This is a genomic window from Actinacidiphila bryophytorum (genome assembly GCF_016916835.1).
GTDB classification, from domain to species: domain Bacteria; phylum Actinomycetota; class Actinomycetes; order Streptomycetales; family Streptomycetaceae; genus Actinacidiphila; species Actinacidiphila bryophytorum.
The window spans coordinates 183,282-202,733 of sequence record NZ_JAFFIX010000007.1; the positions used below are offsets into that span (position 1 = coordinate 183,282).

Consider the following 19,452-nt stretch of genomic DNA (forward strand, 5'->3'; position numbering starts at 1 on the left):
CGCGCCCGCTCCCCCGGGGTCCTACACCGCCCCTGCGCCGGTCAGCGAGCGCACCTCCGTCTCGGCGTAGCGCCCGGGGTCGGCCGGCTCGGGCGAGAGCACCGTGCCGATCCAGCCCGCGAGGAAGCCCAGCGGGATGGAGACCAGGCCGGGGTTCTCCAGCGGGAAGAGGTGGAAGTCGACGCCGGGGAAGAGCGCGTCCGGCCGCCCCGACACCACCGGCGACAGCACGACGAGCACCAGCGCGGGCACCAGGCCGCCGTAGATCGCCCACACCGAACCGCGGGTGGTGAAACGCCGCCAGAACAGCGAGTACAGCAGCGCCGGCAGGTTCGCGGACGCCGCCACCGCGAAGGCCAGGCCCACCAGGAAGGCGATGTTCTGGTCCTGGGCCAGCAGGCTCAGGGCGATGGCGACCGCCCCGATGCCGACCGCCGCGAAGCGCGCCACCCGCACCTCGTCCTGCTCCATCGCGTCGGCGGCCGGGTCCCGCCGCCCGTGCCGCGCGGCCGGCCGGCGCAGCGCGGTGTAGAGGTCGTGGGCCACGGAGGCGGACGAGGCCAGGGTGATACCGGCGACCACGGCCAGGATGGTGGCGAAGGCCACCGCACCGACGACGGCGAACAGCACCGTGCCCCAGGTCGACCCCGACCCGCCGCCCAGCGCCTCGGCCAGCAGTGGCACCGCGGTGTTGCCCGCCGCGTTGGACGACCGCACGGTGTCGGATCCGACGACCGCCGCGGCACCGAAGCCCAGCACGATCGTCATCAGGTAGAAGGCGCCGATCAGCCCGATCGCCCACACCACCGACCGGCGCGCGGAGCGTGCGGTGGGCACGGTGTAGAAGCGCGACAGGATGTGCGGCAGCCCCGCCGTGCCCAGCACCAGCGCAAGTCCCAGGCTGATGAAGTCCAGCCGCGACGACCAGCTCCCGCCGTACTTCAGCCCCGGTGCCAGGAAGGCGTCCCCGTGCCCGCTGCCGGCCGCGGCCGCGTGCAGCAGGCCGTCCACATTGCCGTGGAAGCGCACCAGCACCATCACGGTGAGCATCACCGTGCCGCTGATCAGCAGCACGGTCTTGACGATCTGGATCCAGGTGGTGGCCCGCATCCCGCCGAAGGACACGTAGAACACCATCAGCGCCCCGACCCCGATCACCGCCCAGGTCCTGGCCGCCGTCCCCTGACCGCCGATCAGCAGGCCGACCAGGCTGCCCGCGCCCACCATCTGCGCCACGAGGTAGAGCACCGAGACCACGACGGAGGAGGTCCCGGCCGCGACCCGCACCGGTCGCTGCCGCATCCGCGCGGAGAGCACGTCGGCCAGCGTGTACCGCCCGCAGTTGCGCACCAGTTCCGCGACCAGCATGAGCACCACCAGCCAGGCCACCAGGAATCCCACCGAGTACAGCAGCCCGTCGTAGCCGAACAGCGCGATCAGCCCGGAGATGCCGAGGAAGGACGCCGCCGACATGTAGTCGCCGGCGATCGCGAAGCCGTTCTCCATCGGGGAGAACATCCGCCCGCCCGCGAAGAACTCCTCGGACGAGCTGCGTCGCCGCCCCGCCCACGCGGTGATCGCCAGCGTCACGGACACGAACACTGTGAACAGCACCACCGCCAGCCCCTGGTGCTCCCCCGCGGAGTCCGCCAGATACCGGCCGGCCGCCGCCTGCGTGCCGCTCAACGCACCCTCTCCTGTCCGGTCCTGGTCGCCAGCGTCCAGCGCAGATCCAGCGCCGCCCGGTCCCTGCGCAGCCGCGCATGTCTGACATACGCCCAGGTCAGGAGGAAGGTGGTGGCGAACTGCGCCAGCCCCGCGGCCATCGCGACATTCACCTCCCCCGCTACCTGACGCCCCATCAGCCCCGGTGCGGTGGTGGCCAGCACGACATAGAGCAGATACCAGGCCACGAAGGCCGCCGCCGCGGGGAAGACGAACCCGCGATACCGCCCCCGCACCTCCTGGAAGGCCGCGCTGTCCTGTACCTCCAGGAAGACCGACCCCCGCTCGCCGGCCGCCCCCGCCTGCGCCGCCCCCGCCGGCGGCACGGCGGGCACCTCCTGCTCGGGTACCCACAGCCCCGCTCCACCCGCGTCCCGCCACGGGTCGTCCACCCGCAGCGCCAAGGGGTCGCCGCCGTCGTCCTTGTCCACCGAACTCTCCTCGTTCCACGGCCGGATGCGCCGTGCGCCCAATCATGGACAGAGCGGGAAGATCCAGGTCCAACAACCCGAAACCTTCACCCCATCAGGTGATGCCGTTCCGGTAGGCGTATCCGACCGCCTGGGCGCGGTCGCGCACCCCGGTCTTGGCGAAGAGATTGTTGATGTGGGTCTTCACCGTGGCCATGCTCACCTGCAGCCGCCCGGCGATCTCGGTGTTGGACAGCCCCGCCGCCACCAGCGCCAGCACCTCCGCCTCCCGCACCGTCAGCCCGTCCGGCAGCTCGCCCCGCCCCTCGCGCGGCCGGTGGCCGCCCGGCCCCTGCTCGGCGAGCACCTCCAGCACCCGGCTCTGCACCGCAGGCGAAAGCCCCGCCTTCCCCTGCGTGACGTCCGCGATCACCCGGGCGATCTCGTCCCCGCCGGCGTCCTTGGTCAGATAGCCCCGCGCCCCCGCCCGCAGCGCGGGGAAGAGGGAGTCGTCGTCGGCGTAGGTGGTCAGCACCACCACCTGCGTCGCCGGATACTCCGCCCGGATCCTGCGGGTCGCCTCCACCCCGTCGCAGCGCGGCATCCGCAGGTCCATCAGCACCACCTCCGGCCGGTGCTCGGCGACCAGCCGGACGGCCTCCTCCCCGTCTCCCGCCGCCCCGACCACCTCGATGCCGGGCAGAAGTCCCAGCAGCATCACGATCCCTTCGCGCACGACCGTCTGGTCGTCCGCCACCACCACCCGCGTCATGCGGGCACCCGCAGGCGCACCACGAAACCCTCCTCCACCGGCCCGGCGTCCAGCGCACCGCCCAGCAGTTCGGCGCGCTCCCGCATCCCCAACAGACCGTATCCGGATCCCGACTCCCCCAAAGAGTTGTCCACAGCCCCCTGACCTCCGAAGTCCCGGAACTCCAGCTCCACCTCGGCCGGCCGGTACTCCAGCCGAAGTTCGACGCGCGCCCCCGGCGCGTGCTTCCTGACATTGGTCATAGCCTCCTGTGCCACCCGCCGCACCGCGAGCCCCGCCTCCGCCGGCAGCCCGCGCGGCTTCCCTCTCACCTCCAACCGCGCGCCCTCGGACGACACCAGCTCCCGCAGGAACTCCTCCACCGGCGACATGTCCCCGCGCAGCGCCGACAGCGCCTGCCGCGTCTCGGCCAGCCCCTCGCGCGCCATCCGCCGGGCCGCCACGACCCGCTCCAGCACCAGGTCGCGGTCGGCGCCCCGCTCGATCAGCAGCCTGGTCGCCTCCAGGTGGACCGTCTGCGCCGACAGGCTGTGCGCCAGCACGTCGTGGATCTCCCGTGCGATCCTCGCCCGCTCGGCGAGCGCCGCCGTCTCCGCCTCCGCCGCACGCGCCGCCCGCTCCTGCACCAGCAGCCGCTGCGTGTTGCCGCGCGCCTCGGCGTCCAGCCGTGCCGTGTACCCCAGCAGGCACAGCCCCAGCACGGTCAGCAGCGACACCAGCCAGCCGTCACCGCGGCCCATCAGCGCGAAGTCCAGCAGCGCCGCCCCCGCCAGCGGCGCCCCGGCCGCGAGCGGCAGCCGCTGGATCGAGATCATCGCGGAGCCGCACATCAGCACGGACGCCGCGACGGTCGCCCCCAGCGCCTGGCAGGCGACGGCGCCGCCCAGCAGGGCCAGCACCACCGCGAGCGAGGGCCACAGCAGATGCCGCAGGGTCAGCCGGAAGAAGAGCCACACCGCACCCGCGGCGGCCACCAGCCCGATCAGTGCCAGGGCGGTCTGCCAGCCGGGCAGGTGGGTCCTGGTGGTGATGGCCCACACCGCGACGCCCAGCAGGATCGCCCGGATCCCGCGGCCGACCACCTGCCGGCCCGCCGACCTGCCCTCGCGGTCGAGCGCCTCCCGTGACGGCCAGGTCGTCCACATGCTCATGCGACCGTACGGTACGACGACAGCAGGCCCTGAGCCCGGTACAGCAGCACCCCGGCACGTATGAGCAGCGTGACGGCGACGGCCAGCAGCACGGACCCGGTCGCCTGGTGCACCCCCGCGGCGGCGGCCGCGGCGTACAGCCCCACGCGCAGGGCTATGCCCAGCGCCCACACGGTGACGGTCGCCTTCGTCCCCTGCGCCCACACCCCGCCGTCCTGCGCGGTCCACATCCGGGTGGTCAGCGCCCACACCACGCCCATGCCCGCGCCTATCAGCAGCTCACCGCTGAGCAGTGCGACGGACACTGCCTCGTGCGAGGAGTCGACCAGTCCCCCGTCCCGTATCGCGAGCACCGCGAGGACAGCCGGAATCAGCCACCACCGGCCGCCGGCCGCGACCGGGCGCGGACGCAGCTGGCGGGCGATCACCAGCCCGACGACCGCGAGGATCACCAGGGCATTGACCAGACCGGACATGACGGGACGCCTCCGTAGGGTGCTTCGACGGGTGCCGGCGGACTGCCGACGTCTTCGAATCTACGGAAAGCCGCTGGTCAGCGGATCAAGCCTGGGGTTGAAATGCCGTCTCCACCCCCGGGTGGAGAGGCCCGCAGCCCCGGGTGGAGAGCCCGTCGCGCCCCCGCCCCCGGCCCGACGCGCTGTCAGTGGGGGCCGCTAGCGTGATCGACATCCAACAGGTGATCGCGACCGGGGTGTCGGCGGAGGAGGGGCTGTGGGGCGCTGGGAGTTGGTCGGTGACGGCTCGGCGAAGTTCTGGGAGGGCGCTGCGGAGGGCAGCACCGTCACGGTTCGCTACGGGCGGGTCGGGTCCGAGGGGCGGACGCAGGTGAAGACGCTGGAGTCGGCCGCGGCCGCGCAGCGCCACCTCGCGAAGGCGGTCGCGGAGAAGGAGCACAAGGGGTATCGGGAGGTCGCAGGAGAAGAACGGTCGGCGGCCCCGGGGGAGCAGGGGCCGCTGGGCGTGCACTTCCCCGACGAGGAGCACTTCGAGATGCCTGCCTCCTGGCGGCGGCTGGTGTATCCGCGGCGGGGCGGGATCAGGCGCAGCGTCGGCGAGTTGCGCCCGGAGGTCCGGGAGCTGCTGGCTGCGAGGCTGCACGAGGAGGCCGGCTGGATCGAGGAGATGCTGACCTCCCCGGCGAGCGACCCCCAGGTGACCGAGGCGGTGCGGACGCACCTGCGCGGCGGGCACAACCCGCTGGGCGCGGCAGCCCTCGCCCACCTGACGATGCACTACCAGCTGCCCGAGGGCGCGTTCGTGGACGCCTGGGTGCTGGACCACGGGCTGCCGTTCGCCGCGCAGGCCGTCGTGGCGTACTTCGACACCGAGGCCCACTACAAGCAGAGCGGGATGCGGCGGTACGACCCGCGCCTGACCCGGCTGCCCGCGAACAGCACGGCCGGCCACTGGGCGCGGCCCAACTTCGCCGACCGGCTGCGCGCCCTGCTGGCCGTGGCGGACGACGACAGCTACGCACAGGCCGTGGCCGCGCTCGCCGACCACAGGAGCGACGCGCGGCTGCGCGCCGTGGTGTCGTACCTGCTGCCCGCCGAGCAGGCCTGGGTGGACGAGTGCTGCGCCGACCCGCTCCCCACCGATCAGGACCTGCGGGCCATGCTGCTGTGCTCGCTGAACTCCCCCGCGCAGCTGGCGCACTTCGGCGGCGGCAAACTCGACCTCGCCTGGAACGCCTGGTCCATGGCCCTTGTCGCGACCCTCGCCGAGGGCACAGGGAAGGCCTTCGCGCCCCTGCTGGACGAGGCACTTGACGACGCGTACGGCTCGGACGCCGTCAGGACCCTGGCCGGCGCGGTCGTCGACCTGCCGACGGACGACGCCTTCCGGATCCTGCTGTCCCGCGCGGGCGACAAGCACGTGCGCCCGCAACTGCTGACCGCGATGCGCCGCTACCCCGTACGCGCCCTGCGCCTGCTCGCTGCGGCGGTCGACAGCGGCGCCCCGCACGCGGCGATGGCCCAGCAACTGCTCGCCGCCCATGTACTGTCCCACCCCGAGCTGACGGCAGCCGTGCTGCCCGACCTCCCCGCCGAGGCCGCCGCCCGCGTCGAACCGCTGCTCACCCGGGCCGACCGGGTCGCGGACGCCCCCGCCGAGTCGCTTCCCGCGCTGCTGGTCAGCCCGCCGTGGGCGAACAGGCGCGCCACCCGCAAGGCCCGGGTGGCCACCGGGCTGCCCGCGGCGCCCGAGCCGCGGGTCGCCTGGAAGACGGGCGAAAGGGAGTCCTGGGCCGCGACCCGGTCCTGGTACAGCACATGGCGGAAGTCCTACGACTGGGCCGCCGAGATCGCGGCACTGCAGCAGGGCCGGCCGGTGAAGGACGTCCGGGAGGCCCGGCTGTTCGTCGTCGGCTCCGAGGACCTGGTGCGACCGCTGCTGGCCGCTTTCGCACCCGAGGACTTCTGGGACGGCGAGGCCGCGCTCCGGCCGGTGGCCGCGCGGTTCGGCACGGACGCCCTGCCGCTGCTGCTGCGTGCCTCGGCACGGCACCCCGCCACGCTGGGTCCGCTGCTCCTGCCGTATCTGGACACCGGCGTCGCGGGCCAGGTGTGCGACTGGCTGGGCCGGTTGAAGTCCGCCGACGCCACCGCCCGCGCCTGGCTGGGCCGGCACGGCGTGGCCGCCGTCCCCTTCCTCGTGCCGTACGCGGTGGGGCCGGCCGGAGTCGCCAGGCGGGGCGCCGAACGGGCGCTGCGCCTGCTGGCGGCGGCTCACGGCAGCGAGGCGGCGCTGCGGGCCGCGGCGGCGTACGGGCAGGAGGCGGCGGACATCGTCGAGGAGGTGCTCACCGCCGACCCCTTGGAGAGCGCGCTGCCGGCCCGTATGCCCGCCGTCGGCGCCTGGGCCGACCCCGCGCTGCTTCCGCAGATCCTGCTCAAGGAGGGCGGCGCCCTCCCCGCCGACGCGGTACGCAACGCGCTCACCGTCCTGGCGCTGTCCAAGCCCGGTGACGTCTACCCCGGCCTCGACGTGCTGACCGGGCACTGCACCGGCGACTCCCTGGCCGCCTTCGCCTGGGGCGTGTTCGAGCAGTGGCGGCTGGCCGGAATGCCGGCCAAGGAGAGCTGGGCACTGCACGCCCTCGGCTGGCTCGGCGACGACGAGACGGTCCGCCGCCTCACCCCGGTCCTGCGCGCCTGGCCCGGCGAGGGCGCGCACCACCGGGCCGTCGAGGGCCTGAACGCGCTGGCGACGATCGGCACGGACGTGGCGCTGCTGCATCTGCACGGCGTGGCCCAGCGGGTGCCGTTCAAGGCGCTCAAGGTCCGCGCCCAGGAGAAGATCGCCGAGGTCGCCGAGGGCCTCGGCCTGACCGGCGAGCAGCTGGGCGACCGCCTCGTACCCGACTTCGGCCTGGACGCGAACGGCAGCACGGTCATCGACTACGGCCCGCGCCGCTTCACCGTCGGATTCGACGAGCAGCTGCGCCCCTACGTCCTGGACGAGGACGGGAAGCGGCGCAAGGACCTGCCCGTTCCCGGCGCTCGGGACGACGCCCAGCTGGCACCGGCCGAGCGCAAGCGGTTCTCCGCGCTCAAGAAGGACGTCCGCACCGTCGCCGCCGACCAGGTGCGCCGGCTGGAGGCGGCGATGGTCGCCCAGCGCGGATGGACGGCCGGGGAATTCCACGAGCTGTTCACCTCCCACCCGCTGCTGTGGCACATGGTGCGCCGCCTGGTCTGGCTCTGCGAGGCCGACAGCACGACGACCGCCTTCCGGGTCGCGGAGGACCGCACGCTCGCGGACGTCGAGGACGACGCCTTCACGCTTCCTCACGGCGCGCAGGTGCGCATCGCGCACCCGCTGCACCTGGGCGGGGACGTGGCCGCCTGGTCGGAGCTCTTCGCCGACTACGCCATCCTGCAGCCGTTCTCGCAGCTGGGCCGGCCCGTGTTCGCCCTGACCCCCGAGGAGGCCGCGAGCCACCGGCTGGCCCGCTTCGAGAACGCCACCGTTCCGGTCGGCAGACTGCTGGGCCTGACCAAGCGCGGCTGGCAGCGCGGCGAACCGCAGGACGCCGGCGTGGAGCGCTGGTTCTACCGGCCCATCGACGACGGCCACTGCCTGGTGATCGACCTCGACGAGGGCATCGCGGTCGGCGCGCACGACATCTTCCCCGACCAGACCTTCCGTGCGGTGTGGCTCGACGACAGCCCCGGCGACTACTGGGAGCGCCGCGACTACCCGCTGCGGCTGGGCAGCCTCGACCCGGTCATGGCCTCCGAGCTGCTCGCCGACCTCACCGAGGTGACCGCGAAGTGAGCGCGCCCGCCACCGCCGTGGCCGGGACGGGCGGCGAGCAGCCGCAGCGCCCGCCCGCCGAGGTCAGCCACGCCGCGGAACTCGCCGCCCTGCGCGCGGCCGACAGCGACCCCCGACCGCCGGGCTGGCAGCTCAGCCTGCGGGCCGCACGCCGCTTCATCGTCGGCGACGAGAAAGCCGGCATCACCCGCAAGTTCGTCGGCAACTCCGCGCTGGTGGAGAGGTCCCTGGTGACCCTGGCCACCAACCGCGGCCTGATGCTCGTCGGGGAGCCCGGCACCGCCAAGTCGCTGCTGTCCGAGCTGATCGCGGCGGCCGTCAGCGGTACGTCCGCGCTGACCGTGCAGGGCGGCGCGGCCACCACCGAGGACCAGATCAAGTACTCCTGGAACTACGCGCTGCTGGTCTCGGAGGGTCCTTCCCCCCGCTCCCTCGTGCCCGCGCCCATGCTGCGCGGGATGTCCGAGGGCCGGATCGTACGCTTCGAGGAGATCACCCGCTGCCCGCTGGAGGTGCAGGACTGCCTGCTCTCCCTGCTGTCCGACCGGGTCATCGCCATCCCCGAACTCGACGGGCCGCAGGGCATGGTCTTCGCCCGCCAGGGCTTCAACGTCATCGCCACGGCGAACACCCGCGACCGGGGCGTCAACGAGATGAGCGCCGCACTCAAACGGCGCTTCAACTTCGAGACGGTCTTCCCCATCGCCGACTTCGACACCGAACTGGCCCTGGTCGAGGCGGAGGCCACGGCGCTGCTGCGGCGGTCGGGAGTGGAGCCGCCGCCGCAGCGGGACGTGCTGGAGGTCCTGGTCGGCACCTTCCGCGAGCTGCGTGCCGCGGCAGGGCAGGCGCAGGGCGAGCGGATGTCCACGGTGATGAGCACGGCCGAGGCGGTGTCCGTCGCACACGCGGTGGGGGTGCGCGGCTGGTTCCTGCGCGGGGAGCCGGGCAATGCCGCCGACGTCGTGGCCAGCCTTGCGGGCACGGCGGCCAAGGACAGCCCGGAGGACCTCGCCCGGCTGCGACGCTTCCTGGAACAGGAGGTGCCGCGCCGAGCGGGTCGCCAGTGGAAGGCCTTGCACGAAGCCCGCCACCTGCTGGCCGACTGATGTCCGCAACCACCGGAGCCGAAGCCGAAGCCTGCGCCGGAGCCTCGGCCACCGAGGCCGAGGCCATCGCCGACGGCTCCGTCGTCCTCATCGGCGTACGCCACCACTCCCCCGCGTGCGGCCGCCTCGTCGCGGAGGCCATCGCGTCGCTGCGGCCCGCATACGTCCTGGTGGAGGGGCCGGCGGACATGAACGAGCGGCTTCCCGAGCTACTGCTCGGGCACCGGCTGCCGATCGCCGTGTTCAGCCACTACCGCGACGAGTCCCGCACCGCGACCTCCTGGACGCCGCTGTGCGACTACTCCCCCGAGTGGATCGCGCTGCGGGACGGCCGCGCGGCCGGGGCCGAGGTGCGCTTCATCGACCTCCCGGCCTGGCACCCGGCGTTCGCCGAGCGCGCAGGGCGCAACTCCAACCGCTACGCCGACGCCGAGGCCCGCTACGCGGAAGCGACGCGGCGGCTGTGCGCGCATTTCGCCGTCGACTCGGTGGACGCGCTGTGGGACGGGCTCTTCGAGGCCGCAGAGCCGAGCGGTCTCGCGGCCCGCCTGGAGGCCTACTTCGACCTGGTCCGCGGTGACGCCGCCGCGGATCCCGGCGACCGGGCGCGCGAGGAGTACATGGCCTCCTGGATCCGCGCGGCACGCGCCCGGGCCGGCGGCCGGCCGGTGCTGGTGGTCACGGGCGGCTTCCACCGCCCCGCGCTGCGAAGCGCCCTCGGGCAAGAGCAGGAGCACGGGCAGGAGGGGGACGGGCCGGCCGACTGGCCGCAGGTGCCAGGACCGCCCGACGGCGCGCTCGCCGGGAGCTTCCTGGTGCCGTACACCTTCCGGCAGTTGGACGCATTCAGCGGATACCAGTCGGGGATGCCGTCGCCCGGCTACTACCAGCTCCTGTGGGAGAAGGGCGATCCGCAGGCCGCCGCCGAAGGGCTGCTGCGCGCGGTCACCCGGCGGCTGCGGGACAGGCGTGTCCCGGTCTCCACCGCCGACCTGATCGCCGCCCGCGGCCTCGCCCGGGGTCTCGCCCAGATGCGCGGACACCACAGTGAGACCAGGGTGGACGTCCTGGACGGCCTCGCGGGCGCCCTGATCAGCGACGACCTGGACAGTCCGCTGCCGTGGTCGGCCGGCGGCGGGCTCCGGGCGGGGAGCCACCCCGTCGTGGTGGAGATGGTCGCCGCGTGTTCGGGCGACGCCGAGGGCCTGCTGCACCCGGACACCCCGATGCCGCCGCTGGTCCACGACGTGGCCGCGCGGCTCGCCGGCCTGGGACTGGCGGACCCGGGGCAGGCCGCCGCCCCGGTGGCGCTGGACCTGACCGCCGCACCCGACCTGGCGCGCAGCCGGTTCCTGCACCGCCTGCGGGTCCTGGGCATCCCCGGCTTCACCCGGGTCTCAGGTCCCGCGGACAGCGCGGACCCGGTGTTCGCCGAGCGCTGGGAGCCCGGCTCCACGAGCGGTCGCGAGGCGGCCCTGGTGGAGGCAGGCGTGTACGGGGCGCGGCTGGACGAGGCGGCCTCCGTGGCGCTCGGCGAGCGGCTGCACGCTGCGGGTACGGACGTGGGGCCGCTGGCGGAGCTGCTGTTCGACACGGTGCTGTGCGGTGTCGGGGCGCTCAGCGAGGAGTTGCTGCGCGGTCTGGCCGACCAGGTGGCGCACGTACCGGAGGTGGCGCCGCTCGGCGAGGTGCTGGCGTCGGCACTCGGCCTGTGGCGCCACGACCGGGTCTTCGGGGTGGCCCTCGACGGCCTGCTCGGCCTGGTCGTGGACGGCGCGGTCCAGCGGGTGTTCTGGCTGGCGGAGGGAGTGCACGGCGGCCCGGGGGTGGACCGCGGGCGGCTGCGCGCACTGGCCGCCGCACGGGACGCGCTGCTGCACGCCCCCGGGTTGCTGTCCCTCACGCGGCAGGACGCCGCAGCGGCGGCCGCCCGTATCAGCCGGGACCTCCGTGCCCCGGCCGACCTGCGCGGTGCCGCCTTCGGGCTGCGCTGGGCGCTCGACGCCGCCACCGGCGGAAGCGTAGCCACCGGCGGAACCGCAGCCACCGCCGACGCTGAGGCCCCCGCCGACGACCCCGCGGCCGCGGTGCGCGCCCTCACCTCGTCGGCCCCCGACACCCTCGGCGACTGGCTCGCCGGCCTGTTCGCGCTGGCCCGGGAGGAAGTCGCACGCGGCACCGCGGCAGGCGGCGGGTCGCTGGTCGACGTCGTCGACGGCGTCGTCTCCGCGATGGCCGACGACGACTTCCTGACCGGCCTGCCCGCGCTGCGGCAGGCGTTCGCCTTCTTCCCGCCCCGCGAGCGGGAGCGCATCGCGGAACGCCTGCTGGAGCGCCGCGGCATCCAGGCCTCCGCGCGCTCCCTGCTGCGGACGACCGCCGACCCGCTGCTGCTGGCCCGCGCGGCAGACCTGGAGGAGAACGTGGCACGCACACTCGACCGGTACGGCCTGGGGGCGCAGCGATGACCTTTCCCGACGGCACCCGGCACCCCGATCCCGGCCTGGAGCGCTGGCGGCTGATCCTCGGCGCCGCAGCCGAGCGCTGCACCGGCCCGCTGCACGGCTCCGCCGCCGACCGCGACGCCGCGCTCGACTGGCTCTACGGACGCGACGAGGACCTGCGGCGCCGCGGTGTCCGCCGCGGCCCCGGCGGCTCCCGTCAGGGCGGCACCGGCCCCTCCCAGCTGACCGCGGTCGACTGGCTCGACGACATCCACCGGCTCTTCCCGAAGGAGACGGTGGAGCGGCTGGAGCGAGACGCCGTCGAGCGGTACGAGATCCACGAGATCGTCACCGACCCCGACGTGCTCGCCCGCGTCGAGCCCAGTCAGACGCTGCTGCGCGCCGTGCTGCGCACCAAGCACCTGATGAATCCCGAGGTGCTGGTGCTGGCCCGGCGGATCGTGGAGGCGGTCGTTCGGCAGCTGATGGAGAAGCTGCGCCCGGAGGTCCGCCGCGCTTTCACCGGTTCCCGGTCGCGCCGCCCGAGCCCGCTGGCGCTGGCCAGGGACTTCGACTTCAAGAGCACCATCCGGGCGAATCTCGCCCACTACCAGCCGGAGCAGCGCCGCATCCTCATCCAGCGGCCGCACTTCCACTCGCGCACCCGCCGCCACCTGGAGTCGTGGCAACTGGTGCTGCTGGTCGACCAGTCGGGCTCGATGGCCGGTTCCGTCATCCACTCGGCCGTGACGGCCGCCTGCCTGTGGAACCTGCCGGGTCTCAAAACCCACCTGGCCGCCTTCGACACCGAGGTGGTGGACCTGACCCGGGACGTGACCGACCCGGTGGAGCTGCTGATGAAGGTCCAGCTCGGCGGCGGCACGGACATTGCCAGAGCCGTCGACTACGGTGCCTCCCTCGTGGAGAACCCGCGGCGCGCGATCGTCGTCGTCGTCTCGGACTTCTACGAGGGCGGCGACCCCTACCGCCTGGTCCGCACCGTGCGCGCGCTGGTCGAGCATGGCAGCACCGTCCTGTGCCTTGCGGCGCTGGACGAGGAGGCCGAGCCCGTCTACGACCGGGATCTCGCGGGACGGCTCGCGCAGTGCGGGGCGCACGTCGGGGCGATGACGCCGGGGCGGCTCGCCGAATTCGTCGCGGAGAAGGTGGGCGGGAGCCGGTGAACAGGGCGGACCTGCGGGCGCTCACGCCCGAGACCCTGGCCGCGCTGGCCAACCGCGGCCTGGTCAAGCGCGCGGAGAAGGACCTCGCCGCGGGCGCGGGTCCCGCGGTGACCGCCGCGGACGACGGCACCGTGCGCGGGGTCTTCCCCGACGGCGTCGAGACCGTCATAGCGCCGGGTGCGGACCTGGACGCGGCCGACTGCACCTGCGGTGCGCCGGGGGTGTGCCGCCACCGCATCGGGCTGGTGCTGGCCTACCGTCAGACCGCAGAGGACACCCCGCAGGAGAGCGGTGCCTTCGCCGACTGGTCGCCGGGCGAGTTCGACGACGACGCGCTGGCCGCGGCCGTCGGCCGGCCGGCGCTTGCCGCCGCACGGCGTGTGCAGGACCGCGGCTACAGCGCCCGCCTGCACCGCCCGACCCCGGAGGACCCGGTCCCCCGGGTGGAACTGCCCACGTGCACGGTCACCTTCCCGGTCCCCCACGAGCTGGGGTACGCCCTCACCGACGCGGCACCCGCGATGCGCGGCGAGGTCGTGGTCCTGGCGGCCTGGGCCTTCCGCGCCGGGGACGACGCGGGGCGTACGGAGCTGGTGACCGTCGGCGGCCGTCCGCAGGAGGGCGACCCCGGCGAGTCGCTGCGCACCGCCCTCGCGCTGGCCGGTGAACTCCTGCTGGACGGCGTCCAGCAGGCGGGCCCGGTCTTCGCGGGGTCGCTGCGCCAGTGCCGCGAGGAGCTGACCGCCGCGTCCCGGCACTGGCCCGCGGGGGCAGTGGCCGACCTGCAGGAGCAGGTGGAGGCGTACGCGACGCGCGGCACCCGTTACGACGCGGGGCGCTACGCCCTGCTGCTGGCCGAGATCCACGCCCGCCACCGGGCCGCGGCACTCGACCCGGTCCAGGTGCTGGGCACCAAGGAGGCGCCGACGACCCCCTTGCGCCGGGTGCGCCTGGTGGCGCTCGGCTGCCGGATCGGCGGCAGTGCGCACGAGCGCACCGCCGAGGTCTTCTTCGCCCACGCGGACGCCGGGATCGCCCTGGTGCTGCGCAAGCGCTGGGACCTGGCGGAGGGTCAGGACGCCACCGGGTACGAGCTGTCGTCGCGCCGCCTGCTCGGCTCCGCGCTGCATGCGCTGGCCGCCGCGAACGTGGTGAGCGAGCACACCTCGCGCGCCGCCGACCGTACGATCGCGATCTCCCGCGGCCGTATCGCGGCCACCAGCGTCACCCCGGTCGGCTCGGCCTGGGCGGAACTGCCCGGCACTCTGCTGCTGCGGGATGTCGCAGCGCATCTGCGGGGGCTCGGCGAGCGCCCGCCGCAGCTGATACGCCCCCGGGTGGCGGCGGAGTCCGTGCGGGTGGTCGCCGTGGAGTCGGTGGGGCCGATCGGCTATGACCCGGCGGGGCAGCAGCTGGAGGCGGTCCTCCTGGACCCCGCGGGCAACGAGGTCCTGGTCCGCGCCGAGCACAATCCGCTGTGCCCCGGGGGCCTGGACGCGCTGGCCGCAGCGCTCGGCGGCGGGCAGGTGCAGTGCGTGAGCGGCGTGCTGGGCAGCGCCGGTGGCCGCTTCGTGCTCGACCCGCTGGCGGTGCTGACGCCCACCGGGGTCGTCGTCCCGGACCTGGCGGCCGGGGAGGGCGACACCCTGATCGCCACGACGGCTGCCCGCCCGACCGATCCGATCACGGCGGCCCTGGAAGCCGGGCTGGCCGCCCTGGCCGACGCTGCCCACCACGGGTTGCGCCGCCTGACCGCCCCGGCCCGCACCCGGCTGGACGACAGCGCGACGCTGCTGCGGCGTACGGGCCTGCGCACCGCCGCCGGGCACCTGCGGGACCTGGAAGCGGCCCTCCGCCAGGACTCCGGGGCGGTGGCCCGCTGGGTCGACGCGCACATCCACCTGGCGGTGAGCCTGGAGACGCACCGTCAGACGGCGGCCTGAACGCCCCCGCCGCAGACCGGACGCCGGCGTGCACCGGCCCCGGCCTGCGGCGGGAGGCCTATCTGCCTACGGTCCGGTCGCGGGCATCAGCTGGGCCATGTTGAAGCCGCCGACGTCCTTGCTCGAACCGATGCCGTCACCCCACTGCGTGTAGCCCTTGCGCACCCCGCCGTCCTTGTCGTTGACGTCCAGCGCGAAGGAGAACACGGTGCCGGCGGTCGGCTGGACCGACGTGAGGTCGCTCCACGGAACCGCCAGCTGGTACAGCGTGTGGTGGGTCGCGTCGTCCCTGGTCACATGCACGGTCGCATCGGTGACCTGCCCGCTGCCCTCGGTCGGGGCGATCCAGCGGTACAGCTGGGCTTCCGCCGACGTGAGCGCGGCACCGTACTCGTAGTGCCCGTCGACCGACGCGGTGCTCTCGGTCGCGGACGAGCCCGGCACGCCGGACGTGGCCGCGAACTGCAGGCAGTCGCCCTGCCAGATGTCGGCCCCGGTGGCCGGCTCGGAGAAGACGTCGTCGGTCAGGTCGGCGGTGACGTAGAGGTTCGCCGAGTCCCAGTCCAGCCACACCTTGCCCGACAGGTCGGCGTCACCGCCGTACGGCTGCGTGCCGTCCAGCGTGGACCAGGTGCCGTCCGCGCCGGTGGACAGGTCGACCGCGGGGCCGTCCTGTACGTCGGCGAGCGTCCAGGAGTCGCCGAGGCTCCTGTTGACCACGGGCAGGAAGGTGACGTGCCCGGAGAAGGCCTCCGACGACAGGTCCCCGGAGATCACGCTCGTCACCGTGAAGAGGTAGGGCCTGGCGAAGCTGATGCCCGTGACGGGGACGTCCACGGTCGCCGATTCCTGCGGGGCTATGGTCGCGCTGACCGGCTGAATGCCGGATGTGTCGCCGAGCTTCCACCGGACGCCGGTGACCGTGGTCGGGGTGTCCGAGGGGTTGTGCACGACGACCTGGAGCGAACCGGCAGCCGGGCTCGTCCCGGTCACCACCGGGGTGACCTGCTCCGGGGTGGCCCCCGAGGTCACGGTCAGCGGGCTGACGGCGCCTTGGGTGAAGGCGCCCGCCCCGCCGGTGAACCGGGCGGTCGTGTCCAGCTCCGCCTTCGTACCGGGACTCGCGCTGCCCGGGACGCTGACGCTCCAGGTGGCCGTCACCGTCTGGCCCGGCGCGACCTGCGCCACCGTGACCGGTGAGGTCGCCGTCGCGGTCCAGCCGCTCGGCGACGTCAGGCCGAGTGCGAGCCCGCGAACGGCCTGCCCGCTGGTGTTGGTGAAGGTCGCGGTCGCGGTGACGGCGGTGTCGGGCTTGACGATGCCGGGCGCCTTCAGCGCGAAGGGCTCCTGCACCACGATCGGCGTCGTGCCGGTCACGCCGTCGACCGTGACCTCGATCGTGGCGGCGCCGGGTGCCTTCATGCTGACGGTGCCGTCACGGCCGACCGTGGCGACCCGCGGGTCGCTGCTGCGGTAGGTGACGTGCGCGCGCGACAGGTCGGCGAACGACTGGTCGCTGGTGGCCGCTTCGACGATGTGGTCCGCGGCGGCGTGCTTCTGTTCGAGCACCGGGTCGGTGTCCGGCGCGATCCACGGGTTGGTGCCGGTCAGGTCCAGGCTGTCGCCGGGCGCGAAGGCCACCTGGGCGGGCTGGACGGTGACCGACTCCACCTTCGGGGTGATGGCGCCGTGCACCCGTACGGTGCCGGACCCGGCGACGGTCGCGGAGTCGGGGCCAACGCGGAATTGGTAGGCGCCGCCGGGCACGATCTGCTTCAGGGCGCCCTCGTCCCAGTGGCTCAGGTCGGCGGCCTTCACGGACAAGGTGACGTGCTGGGTGTGCCCCGGCGCGAGCACCGCCGTCTTCTTGAAGCCGGCCAGCTGCTCCTTGGGCAGTTCGACGCCCGGCGCGGTGAACTGCGGCGCCGCATAGAGCTGGGCGACGGTCGAACCGGCGACCTTGCCGGTGTTGGTGACGTCGAAGCCGACCTTCACGGTGCCGTCGGCGGCGACGGAAGCGGGTCCCGCCGTCACGTGGGAGTAGGCGAAGTCGGCGTAGGACAGGCCGTATCCGAAGGGGTAGGTCGGCTTGCCGGTGAAGTGCATGTACGTACGGCCGAGCCCGCCGGTCTCGGACGGCGTCAGCCCGTAGTCGTCCATCGGCGGGAGCTGCGCGTCGTCGGCGTACCAGGTGAAGTCCAGGTGGCCGACCGGGTTCTGCTCGCCGAAGAGGACCTGGGCGAGCGCGGTGCCCTGGGCCTGGCCGTTGTAGCCGCTGAAGACGATCGCGGGGAAGTCCTGCTGCGCGGACCGTATGTCGTACGGTCCGTCGGCCTGCACGACCAGCGCCGTAAGGGGGTTGCCGAGCGCGGCGACGCCGCTGATCAGCGAGTCGTAGTTGCCCGGCAGCGCCAGCGCGGAGCGGTCGGTGCCCTCGTCGGCGACGCCCATGTCGGAGCCGACCACCACGACCACCAGGTCCGCCGCCTTGACCGCGCTCTGCGTCGCGGCCGAGCACTGGGCGGGCGCGGTCGCGCCGGTCGAGGTCCCGCAGGCGTCGAAGGTGACGGTCGCCGACGGGTTGGCCGCCTTGACGGCGGCGGTGATGCCCTGCACGGCGTCGACGGTGTGCGTCGGCCGGCCGGAGTAGCCGCCGAGCGTCGTGGTGCCGGCGAGGTTGCCGAGGACGACGACGTCATGGAGCGTGGCGGGGTCGGCCGGCAGCAGCGGCGACGACGTACCGGTCACCTTGTCGTTCTGCAGCAGCACCAGGTCCTGCGCCGCGACCTTCTCGGCCAGGGCCTGGTGTGCGGGCGACTCGATCTGCGCCTTGGTGATCCTCGTGAAGGCGACCTTGTTCGCCGGGTCGAACTCGCCGGTCTGCATGCGGACCGTGAAGAGCTTGGTCAGCGCGCTGTCGATCACACCGGGCGTCAGCATGCCCAGCGCTATGGCCGCGTCGATGTTCTGCGTGGTCAGCTCACCGCCGGCGCAGTTCAGCTGGGTGCCGGCCCGCAGCGCGTACGCCTGCCCGCCGGCCGCGGCGGAGATCTCCTTGCCGGTGGCGGTGTTCGTCCAGGTGGTGCCGTTGGTGGTCCAGCCGGGCGGCGCCCAGTTGTGGCTGCCCGAGGCGTAGACGTCGCCGACGGCGCCGCAGTCGGAGGTGGTGTAGCCGCCGAAGCCGTAGGTGGCCTGGAGCAGTTCGTTGACCGTGTAGGTGTCGGCGGGCGCTGGCGTGCCGTTCACCGCGTTGTACGAGGTCATCACGCCGGACACGTGCGCGTCCTGCACCAGGGAGGCGAACTGCCGGGTGTAGTAGTCCCTGACGTTCGCGTCGGTGGTGTTCGCGCTCTGCGTGTGGCGGTTGTTCTCGTCGTTGTTGAGCGCGTAGTGCTTCGCGGTCGCCGCGACCTTCAGATACGGGGTCATCGGCTTGCCGGTGATCGTCTGCCCCTGGTAGCCGTTGACGAAGGCGCCGGCCATGGCGGAGGCCAGGTAGGTGTCCTCGCCGAAGGACTCGTTGGTACGCCCCCAGCGCGGGTCGCGGTCCATGTTGACCGTGGGCGCCCAGAAGGTGAGGTCGCCGTAGTCCGACGCGGACGGCCCGATGTTGTTCTGCCCGGTCCCCCACAGCGACTTGTCGAGAAATCCACGCGCCTCGTCCGAGATCGCGGTGGTCTCCTGGTAGGTCAGCTCCGGGTCCCAGGACATGGTGGAGGCGAAGTTCACCGGGAAGCTGGTCGCCGTCACGTCCAGCTCGCCCTGCCCGCCGGCCGCGGTGTCGGCGCCGAGCCGGTTGATGCCGTGCTGGCCCTCGCTCCAGTACGTGTACTGCTGCACGCCGAGCCGCGGGATGGCGGGCGCGTTGTTGGTCTGGAGCTGCGCCACCTTCTCCGGCAGCGTCATCCGCGACACCAGGTCGGCCGCCCGTTCGGCGAACGAGTAGTGCGTGTCGAGGTAGATCGGAGTGGTCGCGGCGCCGGGCCGCGCCGCGCTCCCGGTGCTTTCCGTGCTCGCCTGTGCGACCGCCGGGATCCCGGCGACGACGCTCACCGCCATGGCGGCGGCCAGCAGCCGTCCGGCTGACGATGATCTGAGTCTTCCTCTTGACAACGTTGTCTCCTTCGCTCATGGAAGACCGCGCGCCGCGGCCGCCCATCGAACCGATGAAAACTCGCTCGCACACTGTTCAGCTTGGAATGAGCAAAAGTCAAGGATCCTTGCAACCGGCCGCCAGACCCGTACGAAGCGTCATATCCGCGCCCTGGCAGGGGAAATCAGGCGATTGGGCGTGGTGCTTCGGGGTTGGCCGCCAGGCCTGGAGGCGCTCATTGACGGTTGAAAGCCGCATGGTTGGGCCTGGTTCTGATCAACGTCGACGGAACTCCCGTTCTCGGAGAGCCGTGCCCGGG

Annotated in this window: 11 protein-coding genes; 5 read left to right on the forward strand and 6 right to left on the reverse strand. The window is 73.5% G+C overall.

Annotated elements, in window-relative coordinates:
* Positions 1 to 21: 21 nt before the first annotated feature.
* From JT723_RS13235 to JT723_RS13255, 5 genes are all read right to left on the reverse strand, one after another.
* Positions 22 to 1,686 carry a monocarboxylic acid transporter gene (locus JT723_RS13235; RefSeq protein WP_240165532.1) on the reverse strand — a complete coding sequence of 555 codons (1,665 nt, stop codon included), beginning with the start codon at positions 1,684 to 1,686 and terminating at the stop codon, positions 22 to 24.
* The gene (locus tag JT723_RS13240) at positions 1,683 to 2,156 is read right to left on the reverse strand and encodes a DUF485 domain-containing protein (RefSeq protein WP_205044761.1); all 474 of its coding nucleotides are present in this window, start codon (positions 2,154 to 2,156) and stop codon (positions 1,683 to 1,685) included. Before JT723_RS13240 ends, JT723_RS13235 begins: the two co-directional genes overlap by 4 nt.
* Before the next feature lie 94 nt (positions 2,157 to 2,250).
* On the reverse strand, positions 2,251 to 2,907 hold the full coding sequence (locus JT723_RS13245) for a response regulator transcription factor (RefSeq protein ID WP_205044762.1): 657 nt from the start codon (positions 2,905 to 2,907) through the stop codon (positions 2,251 to 2,253).
* Positions 2,904 to 4,058: a histidine kinase gene (locus tag JT723_RS13250; protein ID WP_205044763.1), complete on the reverse strand. Its 1,155-nt coding sequence runs from the start codon at positions 4,056 to 4,058 to the stop codon at positions 2,904 to 2,906. The genes JT723_RS13245 and JT723_RS13250 overlap by 4 nt, the downstream gene beginning before the upstream one ends.
* Positions 4,055 to 4,534 carry a DUF1453 family protein gene (locus JT723_RS13255; protein WP_205044764.1) on the reverse strand — a complete coding sequence of 160 codons (480 nt, stop codon included), beginning with the start codon at positions 4,532 to 4,534 and terminating at the stop codon, positions 4,055 to 4,057. Before JT723_RS13255 ends, JT723_RS13250 begins: the two co-directional genes overlap by 4 nt.
* A gap of 256 nt (positions 4,535 to 4,790) precedes the next feature.
* On the opposite strand from JT723_RS13255, the gene JT723_RS13260 reads away from it, so the two are divergent.
* Genes JT723_RS13260 through JT723_RS13280 form a run of 5 tightly spaced genes read left to right on the forward strand, consistent with a single transcriptional unit; the run spans position 4,791 to position 15,040 of the window.
* Positions 4,791 to 8,360 (forward strand): DUF4132 domain-containing protein, encoded by a 3,570-nt coding sequence (locus JT723_RS13260; protein ID WP_205044765.1) that lies wholly within the window; start codon positions 4,791 to 4,793, stop codon positions 8,358 to 8,360.
* The gene (locus JT723_RS13265; RefSeq protein ID WP_251513564.1) at positions 8,357 to 9,469 is read left to right on the forward strand and encodes an ATP-binding protein; all 1,113 of its coding nucleotides are present in this window, start codon (positions 8,357 to 8,359) and stop codon (positions 9,467 to 9,469) included. Before JT723_RS13260 ends, JT723_RS13265 begins: the two co-directional genes overlap by 4 nt.
* Complete coding sequence (locus JT723_RS13270; protein ID WP_240165534.1) at positions 9,469 to 11,937, forward strand: DUF5682 family protein; 2,469 nt, start codon at positions 9,469 to 9,471, stop codon at positions 11,935 to 11,937. The genes JT723_RS13265 and JT723_RS13270 overlap by 1 nt, the downstream gene beginning before the upstream one ends.
* A complete protein-coding gene (locus tag JT723_RS13275) occupies positions 11,934 to 13,097 on the forward strand; it encodes a VWA domain-containing protein (protein ID WP_205044766.1) in 1,164 nt (387 codons plus the stop codon). Before JT723_RS13270 ends, JT723_RS13275 begins: the two co-directional genes overlap by 4 nt.
* A complete protein-coding gene (locus JT723_RS13280) occupies positions 13,094 to 15,040 on the forward strand; it encodes a YehQ family protein (RefSeq protein WP_251513567.1) in 1,947 nt (648 codons plus the stop codon). Before JT723_RS13275 ends, JT723_RS13280 begins: the two co-directional genes overlap by 4 nt.
* A gap of 66 nt (positions 15,041 to 15,106) precedes the next feature.
* Here the strand turns inward: JT723_RS13280 and JT723_RS13285 are convergent, their stop codons facing one another.
* A complete protein-coding gene (locus tag JT723_RS13285; protein WP_205044767.1) occupies positions 15,107 to 19,153 on the reverse strand; it encodes a glycoside hydrolase family 3 C-terminal domain-containing protein in 4,047 nt (1,348 codons plus the stop codon).
* Between the last annotated feature and the right edge of the window lie 299 nt (positions 19,154 to 19,452).